Annotated in this window: 20 protein-coding genes; 9 read left to right on the top strand and 11 right to left on the bottom strand. The window is 68.2% G+C overall.

Going from position 1 to position 18,064, the window contains the following annotated elements; genetic code table 11:
- The 4 genes from N7367_RS18315 to N7367_RS18300 form a co-directional block, all read right to left on the bottom strand.
- Window positions 1-777 (bottom strand): N-formylglutamate amidohydrolase (locus N7367_RS18315; protein ID WP_279942947.1); only part of this gene is annotated, 777 nt, incomplete at its 3' end.
- Window positions 770-1,324 carry an NUDIX hydrolase gene (locus N7367_RS18310; RefSeq protein WP_053519128.1) on the bottom strand — a complete coding sequence of 185 codons (555 nt, stop codon included), beginning with the start codon at window positions 1,322-1,324 and terminating at the stop codon, window positions 770-772. The genes N7367_RS18310 and N7367_RS18315, both read right to left, overlap by 8 nt.
- Window positions 1,321-2,271, bottom strand: coding sequence for a 5'-3' exonuclease H3TH domain-containing protein (locus N7367_RS18305; RefSeq protein WP_065175990.1), 951 nt, complete (start codon window positions 2,269-2,271; stop codon window positions 1,321-1,323). The genes N7367_RS18310 and N7367_RS18305 overlap by 4 nt, the downstream gene beginning before the upstream one ends.
- The gene (locus N7367_RS18300; protein WP_065176012.1) at window positions 2,268-2,849 is read right to left on the bottom strand and encodes a nitroreductase; all 582 of its coding nucleotides are present in this window, start codon (window positions 2,847-2,849) and stop codon (window positions 2,268-2,270) included. The genes N7367_RS18305 and N7367_RS18300 overlap by 4 nt, the downstream gene beginning before the upstream one ends.
- Before the next feature lie 331 nt (window positions 2,850-3,180).
- Between N7367_RS18300 and N7367_RS18295 the strand changes: the two genes are divergently transcribed.
- Complete coding sequence (locus tag N7367_RS18295) at window positions 3,181-5,499, top strand: DUF1631 domain-containing protein (protein WP_128988694.1); 2,319 nt, start codon at window positions 3,181-3,183, stop codon at window positions 5,497-5,499.
- A gap of 52 nt (window positions 5,500-5,551) precedes the next feature.
- Entirely contained in the window at window positions 5,552-6,631 is a 1,080-nt protein-coding gene (locus N7367_RS18290; protein WP_279942946.1) for an NAD(P) transhydrogenase subunit alpha, read from the top strand.
- A 63-nt stretch (window positions 6,632-6,694) separates the two neighbouring features.
- Here N7367_RS18290 and N7367_RS18285 read toward each other — a convergent pair whose 3' ends face one another.
- From N7367_RS18285 to N7367_RS18275, 3 genes are read right to left on the bottom strand one after another with little or no spacing between them, the layout of a single operon-like run.
- Complete coding sequence (locus N7367_RS18285) at window positions 6,695-7,147, bottom strand: DUF3106 domain-containing protein (protein WP_279942945.1); 453 nt, start codon at window positions 7,145-7,147, stop codon at window positions 6,695-6,697.
- 3 nt (window positions 7,148-7,150) lie between these two features.
- Window positions 7,151-7,477, bottom strand: a complete 327-nt coding sequence (locus N7367_RS18280; protein WP_053519138.1) for a hypothetical protein — start codon at window positions 7,475-7,477, stop codon at window positions 7,151-7,153.
- Window positions 7,474-8,058: an RNA polymerase sigma factor gene (locus tag N7367_RS18275; protein ID WP_081279792.1), complete on the bottom strand. Its 585-nt coding sequence runs from the start codon at window positions 8,056-8,058 to the stop codon at window positions 7,474-7,476. The genes N7367_RS18280 and N7367_RS18275 overlap by 4 nt, the downstream gene beginning before the upstream one ends.
- A 97-nt stretch (window positions 8,059-8,155) precedes the next feature.
- Here N7367_RS18275 and N7367_RS18270 point away from each other — a divergent pair, with 97 nt between their 5' ends.
- Together N7367_RS18270 and N7367_RS18265 are read left to right on the top strand one after the other, a co-directional pair.
- On the top strand, window positions 8,156-8,476 hold the full coding sequence (locus tag N7367_RS18270; RefSeq protein WP_053519142.1) for an NAD(P) transhydrogenase subunit alpha: 321 nt from the start codon (window positions 8,156-8,158) through the stop codon (window positions 8,474-8,476).
- Window positions 8,473-9,933 (top strand): NAD(P)(+) transhydrogenase (Re/Si-specific) subunit beta, encoded by a 1,461-nt coding sequence (locus N7367_RS18265; RefSeq protein ID WP_053519144.1) that lies wholly within the window; start codon window positions 8,473-8,475, stop codon window positions 9,931-9,933. Before N7367_RS18270 ends, N7367_RS18265 begins: the two co-directional genes overlap by 4 nt.
- A gap of 93 nt (window positions 9,934-10,026) precedes the next feature.
- Here the strand turns inward: N7367_RS18265 and N7367_RS18260 are convergent, their stop codons facing one another.
- Window positions 10,027-10,446: a hypothetical protein gene (locus N7367_RS18260; RefSeq protein ID WP_128988688.1), complete on the bottom strand. Its 420-nt coding sequence runs from the start codon at window positions 10,444-10,446 to the stop codon at window positions 10,027-10,029.
- A 122-nt stretch (window positions 10,447-10,568) separates the two neighbouring features.
- On the opposite strand from N7367_RS18260, the gene sufT reads away from it, so the two are divergent.
- From sufT to N7367_RS18245, 3 genes are all read left to right on the top strand, one after another.
- Complete coding sequence (sufT, locus tag N7367_RS18255; RefSeq protein ID WP_279942944.1) at window positions 10,569-11,120, top strand: putative Fe-S cluster assembly protein SufT; 552 nt, start codon at window positions 10,569-10,571, stop codon at window positions 11,118-11,120.
- A 59-nt stretch (window positions 11,121-11,179) separates the two neighbouring features.
- Window positions 11,180-12,274 (top strand): branched-chain amino acid aminotransferase, encoded by a 1,095-nt coding sequence (locus N7367_RS18250; RefSeq protein ID WP_053519148.1) that lies wholly within the window; start codon window positions 11,180-11,182, stop codon window positions 12,272-12,274.
- 410 nt (window positions 12,275-12,684) lie between these two features.
- Window positions 12,685-14,427: a S8 family peptidase gene (locus N7367_RS18245; RefSeq protein WP_053519150.1), complete on the top strand. Its 1,743-nt coding sequence runs from the start codon at window positions 12,685-12,687 to the stop codon at window positions 14,425-14,427.
- Between the two features lie 120 nt (window positions 14,428-14,547).
- Here N7367_RS18245 and N7367_RS18240 read toward each other — a convergent pair whose 3' ends face one another.
- The 3 genes from N7367_RS18240 to wrbA form a co-directional block, all read right to left on the bottom strand.
- Window positions 14,548-15,033, bottom strand: a complete 486-nt coding sequence (locus tag N7367_RS18240) for an asparaginase domain-containing protein (RefSeq protein WP_053519164.1) — start codon at window positions 15,031-15,033, stop codon at window positions 14,548-14,550.
- Window positions 15,034-15,112: 79 nt separating this feature from the next.
- Window positions 15,113-15,448 (bottom strand): DUF2069 domain-containing protein, encoded by a 336-nt coding sequence (locus N7367_RS18235; protein ID WP_065175995.1) that lies wholly within the window; start codon window positions 15,446-15,448, stop codon window positions 15,113-15,115.
- Window positions 15,445-16,038: an NAD(P)H:quinone oxidoreductase gene (wrbA, locus tag N7367_RS18230; protein ID WP_053519154.1), complete on the bottom strand. Its 594-nt coding sequence runs from the start codon at window positions 16,036-16,038 to the stop codon at window positions 15,445-15,447. Before wrbA ends, N7367_RS18235 begins: the two co-directional genes overlap by 4 nt.
- A gap of 77 nt (window positions 16,039-16,115) precedes the next feature.
- On the opposite strand from wrbA, the gene N7367_RS18225 reads away from it, so the two are divergent.
- Window positions 16,116-17,390 (top strand): YihY family inner membrane protein, encoded by a 1,275-nt coding sequence (locus tag N7367_RS18225; protein WP_053519156.1) that lies wholly within the window; start codon window positions 16,116-16,118, stop codon window positions 17,388-17,390.
- Window positions 17,387-17,962, top strand: coding sequence for a TlpA disulfide reductase family protein (locus N7367_RS18220; RefSeq protein ID WP_279942943.1), 576 nt, complete (start codon window positions 17,387-17,389; stop codon window positions 17,960-17,962). Before N7367_RS18225 ends, N7367_RS18220 begins: the two co-directional genes overlap by 4 nt.
- Window positions 17,963-18,064 lie beyond the last annotated feature (102 nt).

Below are 18,064 nucleotides of genomic sequence, written 5' to 3'. Positions count from 1 at the left end.
TGGCTGCAACGCGCTGAAGATCCGCGCCAGCCGCTCGGCCCACGCCTGCTGCCCGGCCGCGTCGGCGATCAGGTCCTGACGGATCTCCAGTTCGACGTGCACCAGGCCGCGCCCTTCGCCGTGCACCGGTACCGCGTAGTCGCTGGTACTGCTTACCGAATACGGTTCGTTGTCACCGACCACCAGATCGCCTTCGTCGCGCAGTGCCTGCAGCAGGGCGTGGGCAAAGCGCGTGTCCTGGTGGTACAGCACGCCGGCATGCCATGGCCGCAGCGTGCCGTTCATGGAGGGAGTGAAGCTGTGCATCATCACCAGCAGGGTCGGGCGGCCGGCTTCGCGGCGCGCATCCAGTTCCGCTTCGATGCGGGCGTGATAGGGGGCGTGGATCGCGTCGATGCGCTGCTGCCGTTGTGCGGCCGACAGGCCGGCGTTGCCCGGTACCACGGTGTGATCGCTTGCTTCCGGAATCAGGGTCGGCGATGCCAGCGGACGGTTGCAGTCGATCAGCAGGCGCGAATAGGTCTGCTCGATGGCCCAGGCATCCAGCCGTTCGGCCAATGCACGCGTGGTGCCGGCGATGCCGATGTCCCAGCCGATATGGCGGTCAAGTTCGCGCTGCGGCAGGCCGAGGCCGGCCAGTGCGCGCGGTACCTGCTGCCCGGCGTGATCGGCCAGCAGCAGGTACGGCGAAGCGCCCTGCGGCCGGTGGATGGTGTAGATCGCCGGGTCGTCAGCGCCCAGCAATGCCGGCAGGGTGTGCAGGTCGGCGTCAGCCACGCGGACGCCCGTCCAGGTGATGTTCGATCATCCACAGCCCGGCCCAGAGCTTGGCATCGAGCTCGTAGCCTTCGCCCATCTTCTGCACCAGCCACGCGGCAGCCTGCTTGAGCGGGACCTCGTGCACCGTGATGTCCTCGCTGTCATCGCCGCCGCCTTCGCCGATCCGGCGCAGGCCGGTGGCGCGCACGAAGGCGATCTTCTCGCTGCTGGCGCCTGAGGAGGTCGGGCCGATCATCAGCACTTCGGCGTGCTCGGCGGTCCAGCCGGTCTCTTCTTCCAGTTCGCGTACCGCCGAGACTTCGATCGACTCGCCGGCATGGATGTCACCGACCAGCCCGGCCGGCATCTCGATGGTCGATGCCTGCAGGGGCACGCGGAACTGCTCGACGAACAGCACCTTGTCCTCGGGGGTGACGGCGATGATGATCGCCGCCAGGCCACCGGCGTGGGTGCGTTCGCTGTATTCCCAAGTGCCGCGTACCAGCATGCGCTGGTACTTGCCTTCATAGACGACACGCGGGGCTTCGGTATTGCGCTGGCTCATGCGGGCTCGCCGGAATTGGAAAAGGAGGGAGTGGGAAGCGGGTCGGCCATGCCGGCGGCGTTGAACAGCCGGCGGCGGGTCATCGGGCCGAAGCGCAGGGTCTGGCACAGGCCGCCGAGCAGCTCCGGGTCGGCCGTCTGCCGCAGCAGGCCGGGCTGGCAGCCTTCCAGCGGCGCGTCCAGCGCGATGGTGGTCAGCTGTCGCCAGAGCAGGGCATGCTCGCGCTGCTCGCGCAGGCGCACTGCCATCTGCGCTGCGCCGCGCAGGCGCAGGAAGGGCACTTCGTCCAGGCGCTCGTACAGCACATCCAGGCTGCCGAAGTGGGCCAGCAGGACCGCCGCGGACTTGCTGCCGACGCCGCTGATGCCGGGGATGTTGTCCACTGCATCGCCGCACAGTGCCAGGTAGTCGGCGATCTGGTGCGCATGCACGCCATGCCGCGCTTTCACCCCGGCCACGCTCCAGCGCTGGTTGCGCGCATAGTCCCACTGCTCGTCGTGGTCCAGCAGCAGCTGCGACAGGTCCTTGTCGGCGGAAATGATGACACCGCGGTGGCTGCCGCGGTGCACATGCAGGGCGCTGCCGATCAGGTCGTCGGCCTCGTAGTCGTGATGGGCAAGCACGGCCAGACCGAGCGCCGCGCACAGTGCCTTGCAATGCACGAACTGGCGCTTCAGCGCCTCCGGAGCCGGATCGCGGTTGGCCTTGTACGCCGGATACAGGCGATGGCGGAAGCCGCTGTCCAGCGCCTCGTCAAAGGCGATGGCGATGTGCTGCGGACGCTCGCGTTCGAGCAGGTCCAGCAGGAAGCGCGCGAAGCCGTGCACGGCATTGGTCGGCCAGCCCTGCGCATCCTGGAACTGGTCGGGCAGCGAGTGCCAGGCACGGAACACGTAGATGCTGGCGTCGACCAGGTACAGCGCCGGCGCCGGTGCCGGCAAGGTCATGCCGGTGGCGTCCAGTCGCGCAGCAGGGCAGCTGGATCCGGACGCTCGCGCTCGGGCACGTCGGCGCGGGCGGTGCCGATATGGATGAAACCGGCGATGCGTTCGCCGTCGGCCAGCCCCAGATGGGCGTGTACGGCCGGGTCGAACGCCATCCACGCCGTCAGCCACTGGGCGCCGAAGCCCAGCGCCTGTGCGGCCTGCAGCAGGGCAAAGCAGACGCATCCAGCGGTCATCAGCTGCTCCTGCTCGGGCACCTTCGGGTCGGGGCGGGGGCTGGCCACCACCACGATCACCAGCGGCGCATGGCTGAAACGCTGGCGATCCTTCTCGAACACCGCCTCGCCGGCAGTGGGATCGCGCTGGCGGCTGCGCTCGGCCAGGAACGCGCCCAGAGTGTGACGCGCATCGCCGGCAATCTTCAGGAACCGGAACGGCACCCGCTTGCCGTGGTCGGGCACCCGCACCGCCGAGGAGAGCATGCGCAGCAGGGTCTGCGGGTCCGGCCCGGGCTCGCCCAGCTGCCGCGAGGGCACCGAGCGGCGGGCATCGAGGGCAAGCAGGGCGGCGGGGTCGGGCATGGCGTCTGAACCGGTCATCACGGGCATTTGATTATAGTCGCGGTGGTCGATGACGCCGTGGCTGCGGCGTCTGTCCCCTCACTATCAAACTGTGATGAACATCATGCCACTGGCGGCAATCGGACGCCGGCTTCCTCTCGCCTCGCGGGCCTTGCACGGCTTACGATATCCCTCTTGCCGGGCCGTGGGTCACGAGGTTTGAAGTGAGGACTGTTTCACTGTCCGTGAGGGGCGGGCCGGCCTACCATCGACGTATCGGTACATGGGGTGTGCCGGTCGTCGCGATGTCCATGTTGTCTGTCGCACCAGAGAAGGTGGGGAGCCTTCCCGAATGATGAGCGCGCCCACACCGTTGGGAACGTCGGGTCGTGACCCGGCCCAGTTCCAGCTTGCCCGTGACGCCGTCCTGCCCGCGCTGTGCCAGGCCTTCGGGGCGGCACTGGCGCGCTTTGACGACGCCCTGTTCGACCGTGCCGGCAATGCCGGCGCCTCGCAGCTGCTGTTCCTTGATGCGATGCGCGAGCTGCGCCGGCGGCGCGAGGAGATAGCGGCGGCCTTTGCCGGCCATCTGCAACGCGCCTGGGCGGCTCTGGTTGCCGGAGAGCCACTGTCGGCGGATGCGACCCTGTCCGGCCCGGCCGAGGATGGCCTGAGCCTGCTGGCCGAGCACGTGCTCGAATCGCGGCTGGCGGTGCGCAACTTCGCCACGGTGCTGCTGCGTGATTTCAAGCCGGTTCTGGCGCGGCTGGACCGCCGCCTGGGCTGGCTGGCCGGCGATGTGCCGCTGGATGCCGACCTGAACCCGATCAGCCCGGAACATCTGGGCGTGGCCATCCACGAGGCCTTCGCCGGCTGCGAACTGGCGCCGGAAGTCCACCTGGTGCTGATCAAGCTGTGCGAGCGCGACCTGCGCGCGCCGGTCGGCCGCATCTACGACAAGCTGGACGAGCAGCTCGCGGCGGCCGGCGTGATGTCGCAGATGGGCGCGGTGCGCCGCACCCCGGCGGCACCGGGCCCGCGTCCACCGCAGGGGCTGGACGATCTGGTCGAACAGCGCCCGGTGCCGGGGTTCGACAGCGATTTCAGCGATGACGAGCAGGCCGCACCGGCGTGGGCGCAGCGCTTCGCCGCGCGCTGGTCCGAGCGCCGAGGCCACCTTCAGCAGGCCGGTGGGGACGGTCCCGGCGCCGCCGGCAGCGAGGCCTATGGCCAGCAGGGGATGTTGCTGGAAGCGCTGCAGGAACTGCTGCAGCAGACGCGCCACGTGCGTGAGGACGCAACATCGGCCGCGCAGGTGGCCGTGGGCCAGCAGCGCCCGTTGAGCCAGCGCGAGATGATGTCGGTGCTGTCGCTGCTGCAGGCGACCCCCAGCGCCACGCTGCGTGCGGCGATCGGTGAGGATGGTGAGTCGCTCGCGCAACGCCTGAAGAGCGAGGTGTTGTCCAGCGCCACCCGGCTGGGCGTCGACCCGGGCCAGACCCGCCTGGATCCGCAGGACGAGGACGCGATCGACCTGGTCGGCATGCTGTTCGACGTCATGCTGGATGAACGCGAACTGGAGGGCCGCTCGCGCGAACTGATCGGCCGCCTGGTGGTGCCCTTCGTCAAGGTCGCCATGCTCGACCGCCGCATGTTCGTGCAGAAGACCCATCCGGCGCGCAAGCTGCTCAATTCGTTGGCCGAGGCCTGCGAAGGCAACACCGGCGAGAGCCAGGCCGAGCGCATGCTGATGGCCAAGGTGGAAGAGATCATCGAGCGCCTGGTCGCCGAGTTCAACGAGAACCTGGCCATCTTCCTCACCCTGGAAGAGGAGTTCCGCGACTTCCTGGTGCAGCACCGTCGCCGCGTCGAGATTGCCGAGCGGCGCGCAGCGGAAACGCAGCGCGGCCAGGAAAAGCTGGAAATGGCCCGCACGCGCGCGGCCACCGAGCTGGATCGCCGCATAGGCGATGCCACCCTGCCACCGGCCATCGCCGAGTTCCTGCGCCAGCCGTGGCAGCACCACCTGACCCTGGCGCTGCTGCGCGAGGGCGAAGACGGTGCATCGGTCGCCGAAGCCCTGGCCCTGGGCGATGGCCTGCTGGAGGAAGTGGCCGAAGCGCGCCGGCAGATCATCGGCAAGCCCTGGCTGCAAGCCTGGCAGCCGGTGCTGGCCAAGGTGTTCGCCAGTGTCGGCGTACACGGCGATGCGGCAACCTCGGCCATCGATGCACTGCATGACACCCTGCAGGGCATCGCCGAGTCACGGCCGGAGCTGGAACGTGCGCTGCCGGAGCTGCCGCAGGTTGTCCTGCCCATGCCGCCGGTTGCGGACTCGCCGACGGTCGAACTGGGCAGCCAGGTGGATACCGACGATTTCGACAATGCCGATGCCGATCGCTTCCGCCGGATGGAGATCGGCAGTTGGCTGGACTTCGTCGACAAGGACGGCAAGGTGCAGGCCGGCAAGCTGTCCTGGGTAAGCCCGATTTCTTCCCGGCTGCTGTTCGTCAACCGGCGTGGCGTGCGCTTCTGCGTGGCTTCGCCGGAGGAACTGGCGGTGATGGTGCGGCTGGGCCGCCTGCGTGCGCATGTCGACGATGGCGCCTTCGACAGCGCCATGCAGGGCGTGATCGACCGCCTCGACCCGGGCAACGCCACCCTGCACTGAGCGGGAGCCGCCTGCTAGGATCGGGAAAACTCACCGATCAGCGGGGACCTGCATGGCCGTGGCGTTGCTGGGGATCAAGGAGACCGCGCCGGGCGAACGGCGCGTAGCGTTGACGCCGGAGACCGCGCGCAAGCTCGCCGCACTGGGCGTCACCGTCTGGTACGAAACCGGTGCGGGCGAGGCCGCCGGTTTTCCCGATGCCGCCTATCAGGACGCGGGCGCACGTGCATTCGATGACGGTCGCTGGGGCGAGATCGACATCCTTCTGTGCGTGCAGGCGCCGCCGGCGCAGGTGCTGGCCCGGCTCAAGCCGGGCGCAGCCGTGGTCGGCCTGCTGACGCCGGCCAGCGATCCGACACTGGCGGCGCTGGCCAGCGAGGACCGCCTGCTGCTGTTCCCGCTGCAGCTGTTGCCGCGCACCACCCGTGCGCAGGCGATGGATGTGCTCAGTTCGCAGGCCGGCATGGCGGGCTACAAGGCTGCGCTCATCGCAGCCGAGCGTGCACCGCGCTTCTTCCCGATGCTGACCACCGCGGCCGGTACCGTGCGTCCGGCCAAGGTGCTGGTGATCGGCGCCGGCGTTGCAGGATTGCAGGCGATCGCTACTGCGCGCCGCCTCGGCGCCCAGGTGGAAGGCTTCGATGTGCGGCCGGAAACGCGCGAGCAGATCCAGTCGCTGGGCGCACGCTTCCTCGACCTGGGCGTCAGCGCGGCCGGCGAGGGCGGCTACGCGCGGGCGCTGACCGAGGAAGAACGGGCCGAGCAGCAGCGGCGGCTGGCCGACCATCTGCGCAGCGTCGATGTAGTGATCTGTACCGCAGCCGTGCCGGGCCGTCCGGCACCGACCATCGTCACTGCGGGCATGGTGGAAGGCATGGCGGCGGGCAGTGTGATCGTCGATCTGGCGGCCGAGAGCGGCGGCAACTGCGCGCTGACCCAGCCGGGGCAGTGCATCGAACACCAGGGCGTGACCATCGATGGACCGCTGGGCCTGGCCAGCCGGGGTGCGACCCAGGCCAGCGAGATGTATGCGCGCAACCTGCTCAACTTCGTTGCCCTGTTCGTACGCGAAGGGCAGCTGAGCTTCGACTGGGAAGACGAACTGCTGGCAAAGACGCGCTGGCAGGCGTGAATGGCATGGGGTCAGATCCCTTTGCCTCTGCCAAAGGGATCTGACCCCCTGTATCCCGAAGGCTTACCGTGGCTTTGCCGGTGGCGGGTTGTCCCGCACCCAGTCGCGACGCTCCTCCGGCGTCATCCGGGACCAGCGATCGCGCAGGGCGTCGCGCTGGGCAGGGGGCAGCTGGCGCATCTGCCCGAACAGTGCGCGTGCCTGTTCACGCTGTTCCGGGCTCATGTGCTCGAACCGGCGCAGGCCACGGCGGGCCTTGTCGCGCTCTTCCGGGCTCATGGACTGCCAGCGTTGGCCATGGGCCAGCATGCGCTGGCGCTGACCGGCATCGGCGCCGTTCCAGCGATCGCGCAGCGGGGCCAGCAGCGCCTCGCGCTGGGCGGGGCTGAGCTGATCCCAGGCGGGCAATGGCGCGCCGGGAGCGGGCGGCGCGGGCGCACGGGTCTGCGCCAGCGCCGGTGCTGCAGGCAGCAGCGCCAGGGCGATCAGCAGGGGCAGGGAGAGATGTCGCAGCATGATTCACTCCATCGCCAGGTCGGTGTCGCCCAGCCACAGGTACAGATCGGGATTCTCGTCGTACAGCGCGCTGTTGTCTTCCACTGCGGCAACGGTCGGTACCGGCGCTGGCCGCGTCGGCACGTCCGGACCGGTGAACTGCACGCCGATGCCCAGCGCCACCACCAGCGAGCAGGCGCTGGCCAGCCACCAACGCCAGCGCCCACGATGGGCTGCATGGGCGCCCTGGCGGGCCTGGCGCAGGCGCGACAGCGTTGCCGGCGACAGCGCCTGCAGAGAATGCGCATGCAGGCGCCGCAAGGCGTCATCGGAGGGCAGGGAGCGGTTCACGGGGGGTTCTCCAGATAATCCTGCAGCGCCTGCCGGGCGCGTGCGAGATGGGTCTTTACCGCGCCTTCGCTGCAGCCCATGGCGCGGGCGGTGGTGGCGCCGTCCAGATCCTGCAGCACGCGCAGGGTGAACGCTTCGCGCTGGCGGGCGGGCAGCGTACGCAGCGCCTGCACCAGCTGCTGGTACTGCTGGTGCTGCTCGTGCGCCTGCGCCGGGGTAGGGCCGGGGTCGGCCCAGTCGATGTCGGCACCGTCGGCATCCTGGTTGTCGCGCCAGAACGGGAGGCGGAAGCGGCGTCGGCGCTGCAGGTCGATCACCCGCCGGCGCAGGATGCTCCAGAACAGGGGCGCCCATTCGCTGGCGGGCTTGTCGGCATAGTCCAGCATGCGCAGCAGGGCATCCTGCACGGCGTCCAGGGCATCCTCGCGCTGGCGCAGGCCGGCCTCGGCGAAGCGGAACGCGCGCGGGCCGATGCTCGCCAGGAACGCTTCCAGCGACGCCGGCAGGGCATCGGTGTCGGCGGTCGGGGGGACGGGGCTGCTCACCAGCACAGGGTACGGTTCCTTGCTCGGGGTCACCATCGACAACGCGTGAGCGCGGCCCCGGTTGACGAGGATGCGCGCCGGGTTCAGCCCATGGTTATGATGGGCCGACGAAGACAGAGCGGGAGCGTTGCCGATGAGTGACGGGTTCGTGGCGCTGTACATCTTCATGCTGGCCGCCATCGCCGGCCACGTGATCATTTCGCGGGTGCCGGTGATCCTGCACACCCCGCTGATGTCGGGTTCCAATTTCATCCACGGCATCGTGCTGATCGGCGCGATGGTGGTGCTCGGCCACGCACAGACGCCGCTGGAAAAGGCCTTGGGCTTCATCGCCGTGGTGCTCGGTGCCGGTAACGCCGCCGGCGGCTACGTGGTCACCGCGCGCATGCTGGAGATGTTCAGGCCGAGCGCGCCGCGGGCAGGCAAGGACGAACCGAAGGAGCCGCAGGCTTGAACATCAGCACCGTCGAACTGCTCGATTGGCTGGTCAAGGCCAGCTACCTGGTGGCCGCCACGCTCTTCCTGCTCGGCCTGCAGCGGATGGCCTCGCCGCTGACCGCGCGCAGCGGCATCCGCTGGGCCGGGCTGGGCATGCTGCTGGCCACTGCGGCCACGTTCTTCCTGCCCGAGCTGCACAACGTGCCGCTCATCCTGGTCGCGCTGCTGCTGGGTGCCGGCCTGGCCTGGTGGTCGGCCGGCAAGGTCGCGGTCACCGACATGCCGCAGATGGTGGCGCTGTACAACGGCATGGGCGGTGGTTCGGCGGCGGCGATCGGTGCGGTCGAACTGCTGCGCTACGCCTTCCTGGCCCATCGCGATACCACCCATTGGAGCGAACAGGCGCTGGCCGACCTTGCCGCACGCCAGCCTTCCACCACCGTGCTGCTGCTGGCGGTGGTCGGCGCCGCGATCGGCGCGGTGTCGCTGTCCGGCTCCGTGATCGCCTGGGCCAAACTGGATGGTCGCCTCGACAAGCGGGTCATCTGGCCAGGGCAGCAGGCGTTGAACCTGCTGGTGGCGCTGGCGGTGGTGGTGCTGGCCATCGTCGCGGCCAGCACGCTCAGCACCTGGGCGATCATCGCCTTCTTCGTGCTGGCACTGGCGCTGGGCGTGCTGATGACGCTGCCGATCGGTGGCGCCGACATGCCGGTGGTGATCTCGCTGTACAACGCATTCACCGGTCTGGCGGTGTCCTTCGAGGGCTACGTGCTGGGCAACGAGGCCTTGATCATCGCCGGCATGATGGTCGGCGCGGCGGGCATCCTGCTGACCCGCCTGATGGCCAAGGCGATGAACCGGCCTATCCGCAACGTGCTGTTCTCCAATTTCGGGGGTGGTGCAGGCGGAGAGGCACAGGCGATCACCGGCGCGCAGAAGCCGATCGAGGCGGCCGATGTGGCGGCAATGATGGCCTTCGCCGAGCGCGTGGTGATCGTGCCCGGTTACGGCATGGCCGTGGCCCAGGCCCAGCACAAGATCTGGGAACTGGCACAGCGGTTGGGGCAGCGCGGGGTCAAGGTGAAGTTCGCCATCCATCCGGTCGCCGGGCGCATGCCCGGGCACATGAACGTGCTGCTGGCCGAGGCCGGCGTGCCGTACGACCTGATCGCCGACATGGACGACATCAATCCCGAGTTCACCAGCACCGATGTGGTGCTGGTGATCGGCGCCAACGACGTGGTCAATCCGGTCGCACGTACCGATCCGGCCAGTCCGATCTACGGCATGCCGGTGCTGGACGTGATCAACGCTCGCAACGTGGTGGTGATCAAGCGCGGTCGCGGGACCGGCTTTGCCGGGATCGAGAATGCGCTGTTCTACGCCGACAACACGCGCATGCTGTATGGCGACGGCGCTGAGGCGGCGGCGTCGCTGGTCAGCGAGCTGAAGGCGCTCGACGGCGGGCATTGAGCTGTAGCGGCAGCGCCGGGCCTGGCCCGGCGCCTGCTGCGAGGGCCGCTGCGCTCGCCGGGCATGGCCCGGCGCTACCCGAATCAGGTGCGATCAGCGCGCCAGCCAGGCGCCGACGGCCACGCCGATCGCCAGCCACAGCCATTCCATCGCGCCATTGGCCAGGTTGATCAGCGTCCAGGCCAGATGCGGGCCCATGCGCAGCGAGGCGTCCCAGGGGTTGAGCCCCATCGAGCCGCCCATCCAGGCGCTGGCGATGGCCCAGTTCGCCGCCGCCGCCACCAGCAGCGTGCCGGCCACCACGAGGGCCACGCGAAGACGGCCGGGACCGAGTGTGCCCAGACGCAGCATGAACACCAGTTCCAGAGCGGTCAGCACTGCCATCCAGCCGACCTGGCGGCCGGTCATCAGGGCCAGCAGCATCCAGGCGAGGGGAGCAACAACCAGGCCCAGCAGCAGCATGAAGGGCCAGAGCCAGGTCACGGTCCTGGCACGCGCGGCATTGGAGGACATCGAAGCTTCCTGAAAGTCACCCACAGGATACTGTGGTTTGCCGCGGTGCACCGGCGGGCGCAGGACGGCTGGGCTAGAATGCTGTCTTGCGTGGCCATGGCCACGGCCCCATATCGGTCCCCATGTATTCCCGTAGCAGCGAACCTGTCCACTTCGAACGCGATTGCGAGGCCGTGATGGTCCCGCAGGGCGACACCGTGACCCTGCCCGCCGGCAGCTATGGGTACATCACCCAGGCGCTGGGCGGCAGCTATTCGGTATTCGTCGAAGGCAACCTGTTCCGCATCGCCGGCAAGGATGGCGACGCCATCGGCAAGGAAGCACCCGCTCCGCTGGAACTGCCGGCCGACGCCACCGACGAACAGGTGGAGCAACTGGTATGGCAGCAGCTTCGCACCTGCTTCGATCCGGAAATTCCGGTGAACATCGTCGAACTGGGCCTCGTCTACGAGGTCGAGATCAAGCATCTGGACGAGGGCCAGCGCGAGATCGACGTGAAGATGACCCTGACCGCGCCCGCGTGCGGCATGGGTGACATCCTGATCGACGACGTGCGCAGCAAGCTGGAAATGATCCCGACGGTGGCCGAGGCCGACGTCGAGCTGGTGTTCGATCCGCCATGGAACCAGCACATGATGTCCGAGGCGGCCCGTCTCGAGACCGGCATGCTTTGACCCAGGGCCCGCAGTGACGCGGGCCCGGCACTACCCGCAACCAGAACAGGAATCCTCCGGTGTCCCAGTCCATCCCCAGCTTCGCCGTCACCCGTTCGGACCACCCGCGCAGCGCTGAAGAGCGCGCCACGATCCTGGAGAAGCCGGGTTTCGGCCTGCACTTCACCGACCACATGGTGGAAGTGCGGTGGGACAAGGACACCGGCTGGCACAACGCCAACGTGCGTGCCTATGGCCCGTTGCAGCTGGACCCGGCAGCGGCCGTGCTGCATTACGGCCAGGAGATCTTCGAGGGCATCAAGGCCTACCGCCACGCCGACGGCTCGATCTGGACCTTCCGCCCGGATGCCAACGGCCGTCGCCTGCAGCGCTCGGCACAGCGCCTGGCGCTGCCGGAACTGCCGGTGGAGATCTTCGTCGAGTCGCTGAAGCAGCTGATCGCCGTGGACAGCGCCTGGGTGCCGTCGGCGGATGAGTCCAGCCTGTATTTCCGCCCGTTCATGATCGGCGACGAGGCCTTCCTCGGCGTGCGTGGCGCGCACAAGGCCGGCTATTACGTCATCGCCAGCCCGGCCGGTCCGTACTTCGCCAAGGGCGTGGCACCGGTGTCGATCTGGCTGTCCACCGAATACGCGCGTGCGGCCAAGGGCGGCACCGGCGCGGCCAAGTGCGGTGGCAATTACGCCGCCTCGCTGCTGCCGCAGCAGAAGGCCCAGGCGCAGGGCTGCTCGCAGGTGCTGTTCCTCGACCCGGTCGAGGGCAAGTACCTGGAGGAACTGGGCGGCATGAACGTCTTCCTGGTCTACAAGGACGGCACCCTGGTCACGCCGCAGCTGTCGGGCAGCATCCTGGAAGGCATCACCCGCGAGAGCATCCTGCAGCTGGCCCGCGACCGCGGCATGAAGGTCGAGGAGCGCAAGGTCAGCATCGACGAGTGGAAGGATGGCGTTGCATCCGGTGCGATCAGCGAGGTGTTCGCCTGCGGCACCGCTGCGGTGGTGACTCCGATCGGCCAGCTCAAGGGCGAAGGCTTCTCGGTGGGCGACCTCAACGCGCCGGCCGGCGAAGTGACCATGTCGCTGCGCAAGGAACTGACCGACATCCAGTACGGCCGCCTGCCGGACCGTCACAACTGGCTGGTCAGGCTGGGCTGATCATCCCGCCAGGCTGTAGCGCCGGGCCCATGCCCGGCTGCGCTGTTCCCCGAAGGCCCGTCCCCGCGACGGGCTTTCGTCGTTTACAGGGAAGGCCGGCCGCCGATGTCGGCAAAGTCATCGGTGGACAGGACATCTGCCCAGTCAGGTTCGTGCGCGTGGCGCGAAAGTTCCTTCATCTTCACAAACCCTCGACCCGGAAAGTCTCAGATCGAACATTTCATGTTCCTGAAAAGACGCTGAAAATATTGTGGTGTCCGGTTTAGGCCATTAGCGTCATCGGCACGGCGGATCGTAAGGGGGATCCGCTGGCTCGCCGGACTCCGGACCTCGCCAACGCAAGCCAGCCCATGGTTCGGGCCGGTGTTTCTGCCGATTCCGGCATTCACACCACTAGAAAGGGAAATACGATGTCCCAGGTAACGCAACCGCGTGTGCGTCGAGTGTGGGTGGTCCTTGGTGCTTCCGTTCTTTCATCGCTGCTGCTGGCCACGCCTGCGCTGGCCGGTGATGTCCAGCTCAGCGGGCTGCAGTCCGCGCCGACGCACCAGCGTTTCATCGTCAAGTATCGCGACGGCAGTGCGCCGGTGGCCAACACCACCGCCCTGGCATCGTCGCTGAAGACAGCGGCTGCGGGCCTTGCCAGCAGCCAGGGCCGCGCGCTGGGCCTGCAGCAGGTCCGCAAGCTGGCCGTCGGCCCAACCCTGGTCAGGACCGATCGCCCGCTGGACCAGGCCGAATCCGAGCTGCTGATGCGCAAGCTCGCTGCCGACCCCAACGTCGAATACGTGGAAGTCGACCAGATCATGCGCGCGACGCTGACGCCGAACGACACCCGCTTCAGCGAACAGTGGGGGTTCGGTACGTCCAACGCCTCGATCAACGTGCGCCCGGCCTGGGACAAGGCCACCGGCACCGGCGTGGTCGTCGCGGTGATCGACACCGGCATCACCAACCACCCCGATCTGAACGCCAACATCCTGCCCGGCTATGACTTCATCAGCGACGCGGCAATGGCACGCGACGGCGGTGGCCGCGACAGCAATCCCAACGACGAGGGTGACTGGTACGCCGCCAACGAATGTGGCGCAGGCTACCCGGCCTCCAACTCCAGCTGGCACGGCACCCACGTTGCCGGCACCGTCGCAGCGGTGACCAACAACAGCACCGGCGTGGCGGGTACTGCCTTCAATGCCAAGGTCGTGCCGGTGCGCGTGCTCGGCAAGTGCGGTGGCTACACCTCCGACATCGCCGACGCCATCGTGTGGGCCTCCGGCGGCAGTGTCAGCGGCGTGCCGGCCAATGCCAATCCGGCCGAGGTCATCAACCTCTCGCTGGGTGGTGGCGGCAGCTGCTCGACCACCTACCAGAACGCGATCAACGGCGCCGTCGGCCGTGGCACCACGGTCGTGGTGGCCGCAGGCAACAGCAACACCAACGTGTCTTCATCGGTACCGGCCAACTGCCCGAACGTGATCGCGGTGGCGGCCACCACGTCGGCGGGCGCACGTGCCAGCTTCTCCAACTACGGCACGGGCATCGACATCTCCGCGCCGGGCCAGGGCATCCTGTCCACTCTCAACACCGGCACCACCACGCCGGGCAGCGCCAGCTATGCCTCGTACAACGGCACCTCGATGGCAGCACCGCACGTGGCCGGTGTGGTCGCGCTGATGCAGTCGGTCGCACCGAGCCCGCTGAGCCCGGCCCAGGTGGAAAGCATCATCAAGAGCACCGCTCGGCCGCTGCCGGGTGCCTGTTCGGGTGGCTGTGGCGCCGGCATCATCGACGCCGATGCTGCAGTGGCGGCAGCGATCAATGGCGGCGGCAACCCGAACCCGGGCGGCACCGTGCTGCAGAACAACGTACCGGTGAGCGGACTGGGTGCCGCATCGGGCGCTTCGCTGAACTACACCGTCAATGTCCCGTCCGGCAGCAGCCAGCTGCGGGTGACGATCAGCGGCGGCAGCGGTGATGCCGACCTGTACCTGCGGCAGGGCAGCGCGCCGACCGATACCGCCTACACGTGCCGTCCGTACCTGAGCGGCAACAGCGAAACCTGCACGGTCAACAGCCCCGCTGCCGGTACCTGGTACGTACGGGTGAAGGCCTACAGCACCTTCTCGGGCGTGACCCTCAACGCCCAGTACTGAGCCCAAGACCCTCTCCTGGGGCACGCCCTGGCTTCGGCCGGGGCGTTTTCGCATGGGGCCGCGCGGTGGTGCGTGCCGCCGCGTCGTGGTGGGTGCCGACCTTGGTCGGCACTCCGTTCCTCAAACCGATTCGAAGCGGTTTGCGGCAACGTTCTTGCGCACGTGCTGCGGGTCGAAAATCCGCCCGTTCATCGCGATGTAGACGCCGGCCGGCAGCGACTGTACCGCGCCGATCGCGCAGCCGATGTTGAACTCCGCGTCCGAACCGCGGAAACGTGCCGGACTGAGCGCGCCGGTCATCACGATGGTCTTGTCCGCGATCGTCGCCAGCACCTTGCCGGTCTGCACCATCGAATCGGTGCCATGGGTCACCAGCACATGCCGGGTCGGCTGCGCCGCGATGGTGGCCCGGATCAGCTCGCGGTCCTCATCGTTGATGTGCAGCGAGTCCTTGCGCAGGATCGGAATCACGTTGAAGCGGAACGTCACCCCCAGCTCGCGCAGGATCATGCCGATCTGCGGATCGCCGATCTGGTAGTCCGACTTGTCGTCGAAGTAGATCTTGTCGATCGTGCCACCGGTGGTGACGACCAGGAGCTCTTCCATCATGTGCATGCGCGAAACCAGGACAGGTGCAGCGGCGCGGGGCCGGGAACGCAGATGATACGGCCCGGGAGGCGCAGCGTCAGCGTCGCCTGCCGAAGCGTGCGCGCAGGCCCGGCAGGCTGGCGGCGAAGATCACGGTCAGTGCCAGGGCAATCTCGAGCAAGGCCAGCCAGCGCGTTTCCGGGTGGCTCCAGGCGCTCATCACGCCATGGCTGAACCAGCCCAGCGCCAGCACGGAGGCCCAGAACCCTGCCTTGCGCCAGCCCAGGCGCAGGGCGATGGCCAGTGCAAGCGGTGGGGCGGTGAACACCAGCTGGGTGGCCAGCCAGTGCTTGTCGTTGATGAACCAGCCTGCAAACAGCGCGGCCAGACCCATCAGGGCCAGCAGCAGAACCGTACGCGGCGCGGCGTTCATCGGGCCAGCCGCTGCGCGATATCGGCGACGCGACGGCCCAGCGCCCGCGCCAGCACCGCCTCATCATCGGTCGGCTGCGGGTCGTCGGCCGCTCCCGCCACATGGCTGGCGCCGTAGGGCGTGCCGCCGCTGGTGGTGTGGCTCAAACCCGGTTCGGTGAACGGAATGCCGACGATCAGGCAGCCGTGATGCAGCAACGGCACCTGCATGGTCAGCAGGGTCGATTCCTGCCCGCCGTGCATTGATGCGGTCGAGGTGAACACGCCGGCGGGCTTGCCCGCAAGCGTGCCATTGACCCATTCAGCACCGAGTCCATCGAGGAAGTGCTTGACCGGCGCGGCCATGTTGCCGAACCGCGTCGGACTGCCCAGCAGCAGCCCCTGGCAGTCGGCCAGATCCTGCACGCTCACGTAGGGGGCGCCATCGTCGGGCACCGGCGGCTGTGCGGTCTGGGTCACGGCCGCCACCGGCGGCACCGTGCGCAGCCGCGCCACCATTCCCGGCACCTCGCCGATTCCCCGCGCGATCTGGCGCGCCAGCCGTGCCACCGAGCCACCGCGGCTGTAGTAAAGCACCAGGATCTCGCCCATCGTGCCCAGGTCTCCTCATCGTGTGGACGCCAGTATGGCTATCCTGCGTGCATTCCGCATCGGGTACCCTTGCGCCGATGGAACCTCTGGATACGCTCAACCTATGGATGGAACGCGCGCGCGATCGTGCGCGTGCCGCCAGCTTCGGCCGCTTCCTGTGGCACCGCTTTCTCGATGACCGCCTGTTCCAGGCGGCCGCCGCACTGGCCTACACCACGGTATTCGCCCTGGTTCCGCTGGCGATCGTGGTGTTCGGCGTGCTTTCGGCCTTCCCGGTCTTCGACCGCTGGAGCGATCAGCTCAGCGACTATGTCTTCTCCAACTTCGTGCCCAATGCCGCACGCGCCGCCGAAGGCTACCTGCGGCAGTTCTCGGCCAGCGCTGGCCAGCTCACCGCGGCCGGCTTCATCGCCCTGGTCGTCTCGCTGCTGATCACCCTCAACAGCGTGGAAGAGACGTTCAACAAGATCTGGCGGGTCGGATCGACCCGGCCCAAGCTGACCCGCTTCCTGGTCTACTGGACCGTGCTGACCCTGGGCGCGATGCTTGCCGCCGCCTCGCTGGCAGTGTCGGCACGGGTACTGGCAATGCCGCTGTTCGGGACCCAGGAGGGGCGCTGGCTGGCCGACCTGTCGCTGCGGCTGGCACCGGTGCTGATCGAATTCGTCTGCATCAGCCTGATGTTCCGGGTCGTGCCGCACCATACGGTGAAATGGCGGCACGCCGTTCCCGGCGCGATCCTGGCGGCGGTGATCCTGGAGCTGGTGAAGTGGGGCATCGGTGCCTATCTGGGCAGTTTCCAGTCCTACCAGAAGCTCTATGGCACGGTCGCGTTCGTGCCGATCCTGCTGCTGTGGATCTATCTTTGCTGGGTGGCGGTGCTGCTTGGCGCATCGCTGGCATCGTCGATGGCGGCGTTCCGCTACCAGCCGGTCGAGCTGCGCCTGCCGCAGGGCTATGAATTCTATGGGCTGCTGCGCCTGCTCGGCCGCTTCCACCAGGCGCGTGCCCGGGGCAGGGGGCTGGCCGATGACGAGATCCTGCGGCTGGAGCCGATGCTGACCGACTCGCTGCTGCAGGACCTGGCCTGCAAACTGGAGGCCATCGGCCTGCTGCGCCGCGACGAGCGGGGTGAGTGGCTGCTCGCGCGCGACCTGGACCAGGTCAGCCTGGCCGATCTGTACGAATGCACCCAACTGCGCATCCCGGTGGCGGAGCAGCATCTGCCCTACCGGGAAGACAGCCTGGGCCAGGCCGCGCTGGCGGCGCTGGATGAACTGCGCCTGCCTCTGCGTGAGCGCCTCAAGCGTCGCGTCAGCGATATCTATCCCGATTCCGGAGACACCCCATGACCCGCACGACTCCGCTGCTGCTGGCAGTTCCATTGGCCGTGGCGCTTGCCCTGGCGGCCTGCAAGCCTGCGCAGGACGCGACCCCGGCCAGCAGCCAGCCACCGGCGCAGGCTCCCGCACCGGCGGCACCGCCTGCGGCCGAGGACACGCCGGCCGAGCGTGTCACGGCCGAGTTCCCCACATTGAAGATGAAGGCCGTCGATGGCAGCGAGTACGACCTGGCGGCCCATCGGGGCAGGTGGGTGGTGGTGAATTTCTGGGCCACGTGGTGCGCACCATGCCGCAAGGAGATGCCGGAGTTGTCCGCGCTGCACGCCATGCGCAGCAACATCGAAGTGGTCGGCCTGGCCTATGAGGACATCGAGGTGCCGGAGATGCAGTCGTTCCTGACCAAGCATCCGGTGACCTATCCGATCGTGATCGTCGATCCGTTCGATCCGCCGGCGGACTTCGCCACGCCGCGGGGGCTGCCGCTGACGCATCTGATCGATCCGCAGGGCCGGGTGGCCCATAGCTTCCTCGGCCCGGTTACGGCGGCCGACATCGAGAAGCAGATCGCGGCTGCGAAGTAGTGGGTGTGTAGGCAGGGCCTGCGGCCCTGCACCCGCTGCGAACCAGAGCGACAGCAACAGCCGAAGCGGAAGCGGGTTCCCTGAGGGATGGCGGGGTGGGCC

The organism is Stenotrophomonas sp. GD04145 (genome assembly GCF_029835135.1).
Classification (GTDB): domain Bacteria; phylum Pseudomonadota; class Gammaproteobacteria; order Xanthomonadales; family Xanthomonadaceae; genus Stenotrophomonas; species Stenotrophomonas maltophilia_P.
Note: the sequence above shows the minus strand (reverse complement) of the source record. Positions and strands in the feature narration are given on the sequence as shown.

Excerpts from the sequence above, each read along its gene's own strand:
- N7367_RS18310 (WP_053519128.1), bottom strand. The coding sequence starts at position 1,324 with ATGAGCCAGCGCAATACCGAAGCCCCGCGTGTCGTCTATGAAGGCAAG.
- N7367_RS18305 (WP_065175990.1), bottom strand. The coding sequence starts at position 2,271 with ATGACCTTGCCGGCACCGGCGCCGGCGCTGTACCTGGTCGACGCCAGC.
- N7367_RS18300 (WP_065176012.1), bottom strand. The coding sequence starts at position 2,849 with ATGCCCGACCCCGCCGCCCTGCTTGCCCTCGATGCCCGCCGCTCGGTG.
- N7367_RS18295 (WP_128988694.1), top strand. The coding sequence starts at position 3,181 with ATGATGAGCGCGCCCACACCGTTGGGAACGTCGGGTCGTGACCCGGCC.
- N7367_RS18290 (WP_279942946.1), top strand. The coding sequence starts at position 5,552 with ATGGCCGTGGCGTTGCTGGGGATCAAGGAGACCGCGCCGGGCGAACGG.
- N7367_RS18285 (WP_279942945.1), bottom strand. The coding sequence starts at position 7,147 with ATGCTGCGACATCTCTCCCTGCCCCTGCTGATCGCCCTGGCGCTGCTG.
- N7367_RS18275 (WP_081279792.1), bottom strand. The coding sequence starts at position 8,058 with ATGGTGACCCCGAGCAAGGAACCGTACCCTGTGCTGGTGAGCAGCCCC.
- N7367_RS18270 (WP_053519142.1), top strand. The coding sequence starts at position 8,156 with ATGAGTGACGGGTTCGTGGCGCTGTACATCTTCATGCTGGCCGCCATC.
- N7367_RS18260 (WP_128988688.1), bottom strand. The coding sequence starts at position 10,446 with ATGTCCTCCAATGCCGCGCGTGCCAGGACCGTGACCTGGCTCTGGCCC.
- sufT (WP_279942944.1), top strand. The coding sequence starts at position 10,569 with ATGTATTCCCGTAGCAGCGAACCTGTCCACTTCGAACGCGATTGCGAG.
- N7367_RS18245 (WP_053519150.1), top strand. The coding sequence starts at position 12,685 with ATGTCCCAGGTAACGCAACCGCGTGTGCGTCGAGTGTGGGTGGTCCTT.
- N7367_RS18240 (WP_053519164.1), bottom strand. The coding sequence starts at position 15,033 with ATGGAAGAGCTCCTGGTCGTCACCACCGGTGGCACGATCGACAAGATC.
- N7367_RS18235 (WP_065175995.1), bottom strand. The coding sequence starts at position 15,448 with ATGAACGCCGCGCCGCGTACGGTTCTGCTGCTGGCCCTGATGGGTCTG.
- wrbA (WP_053519154.1), bottom strand. The coding sequence starts at position 16,038 with ATGGGCGAGATCCTGGTGCTTTACTACAGCCGCGGTGGCTCGGTGGCA.
- N7367_RS18225 (WP_053519156.1), top strand. The coding sequence starts at position 16,116 with ATGGAACCTCTGGATACGCTCAACCTATGGATGGAACGCGCGCGCGAT.
- N7367_RS18220 (WP_279942943.1), top strand. The coding sequence starts at position 17,387 with ATGACCCGCACGACTCCGCTGCTGCTGGCAGTTCCATTGGCCGTGGCG.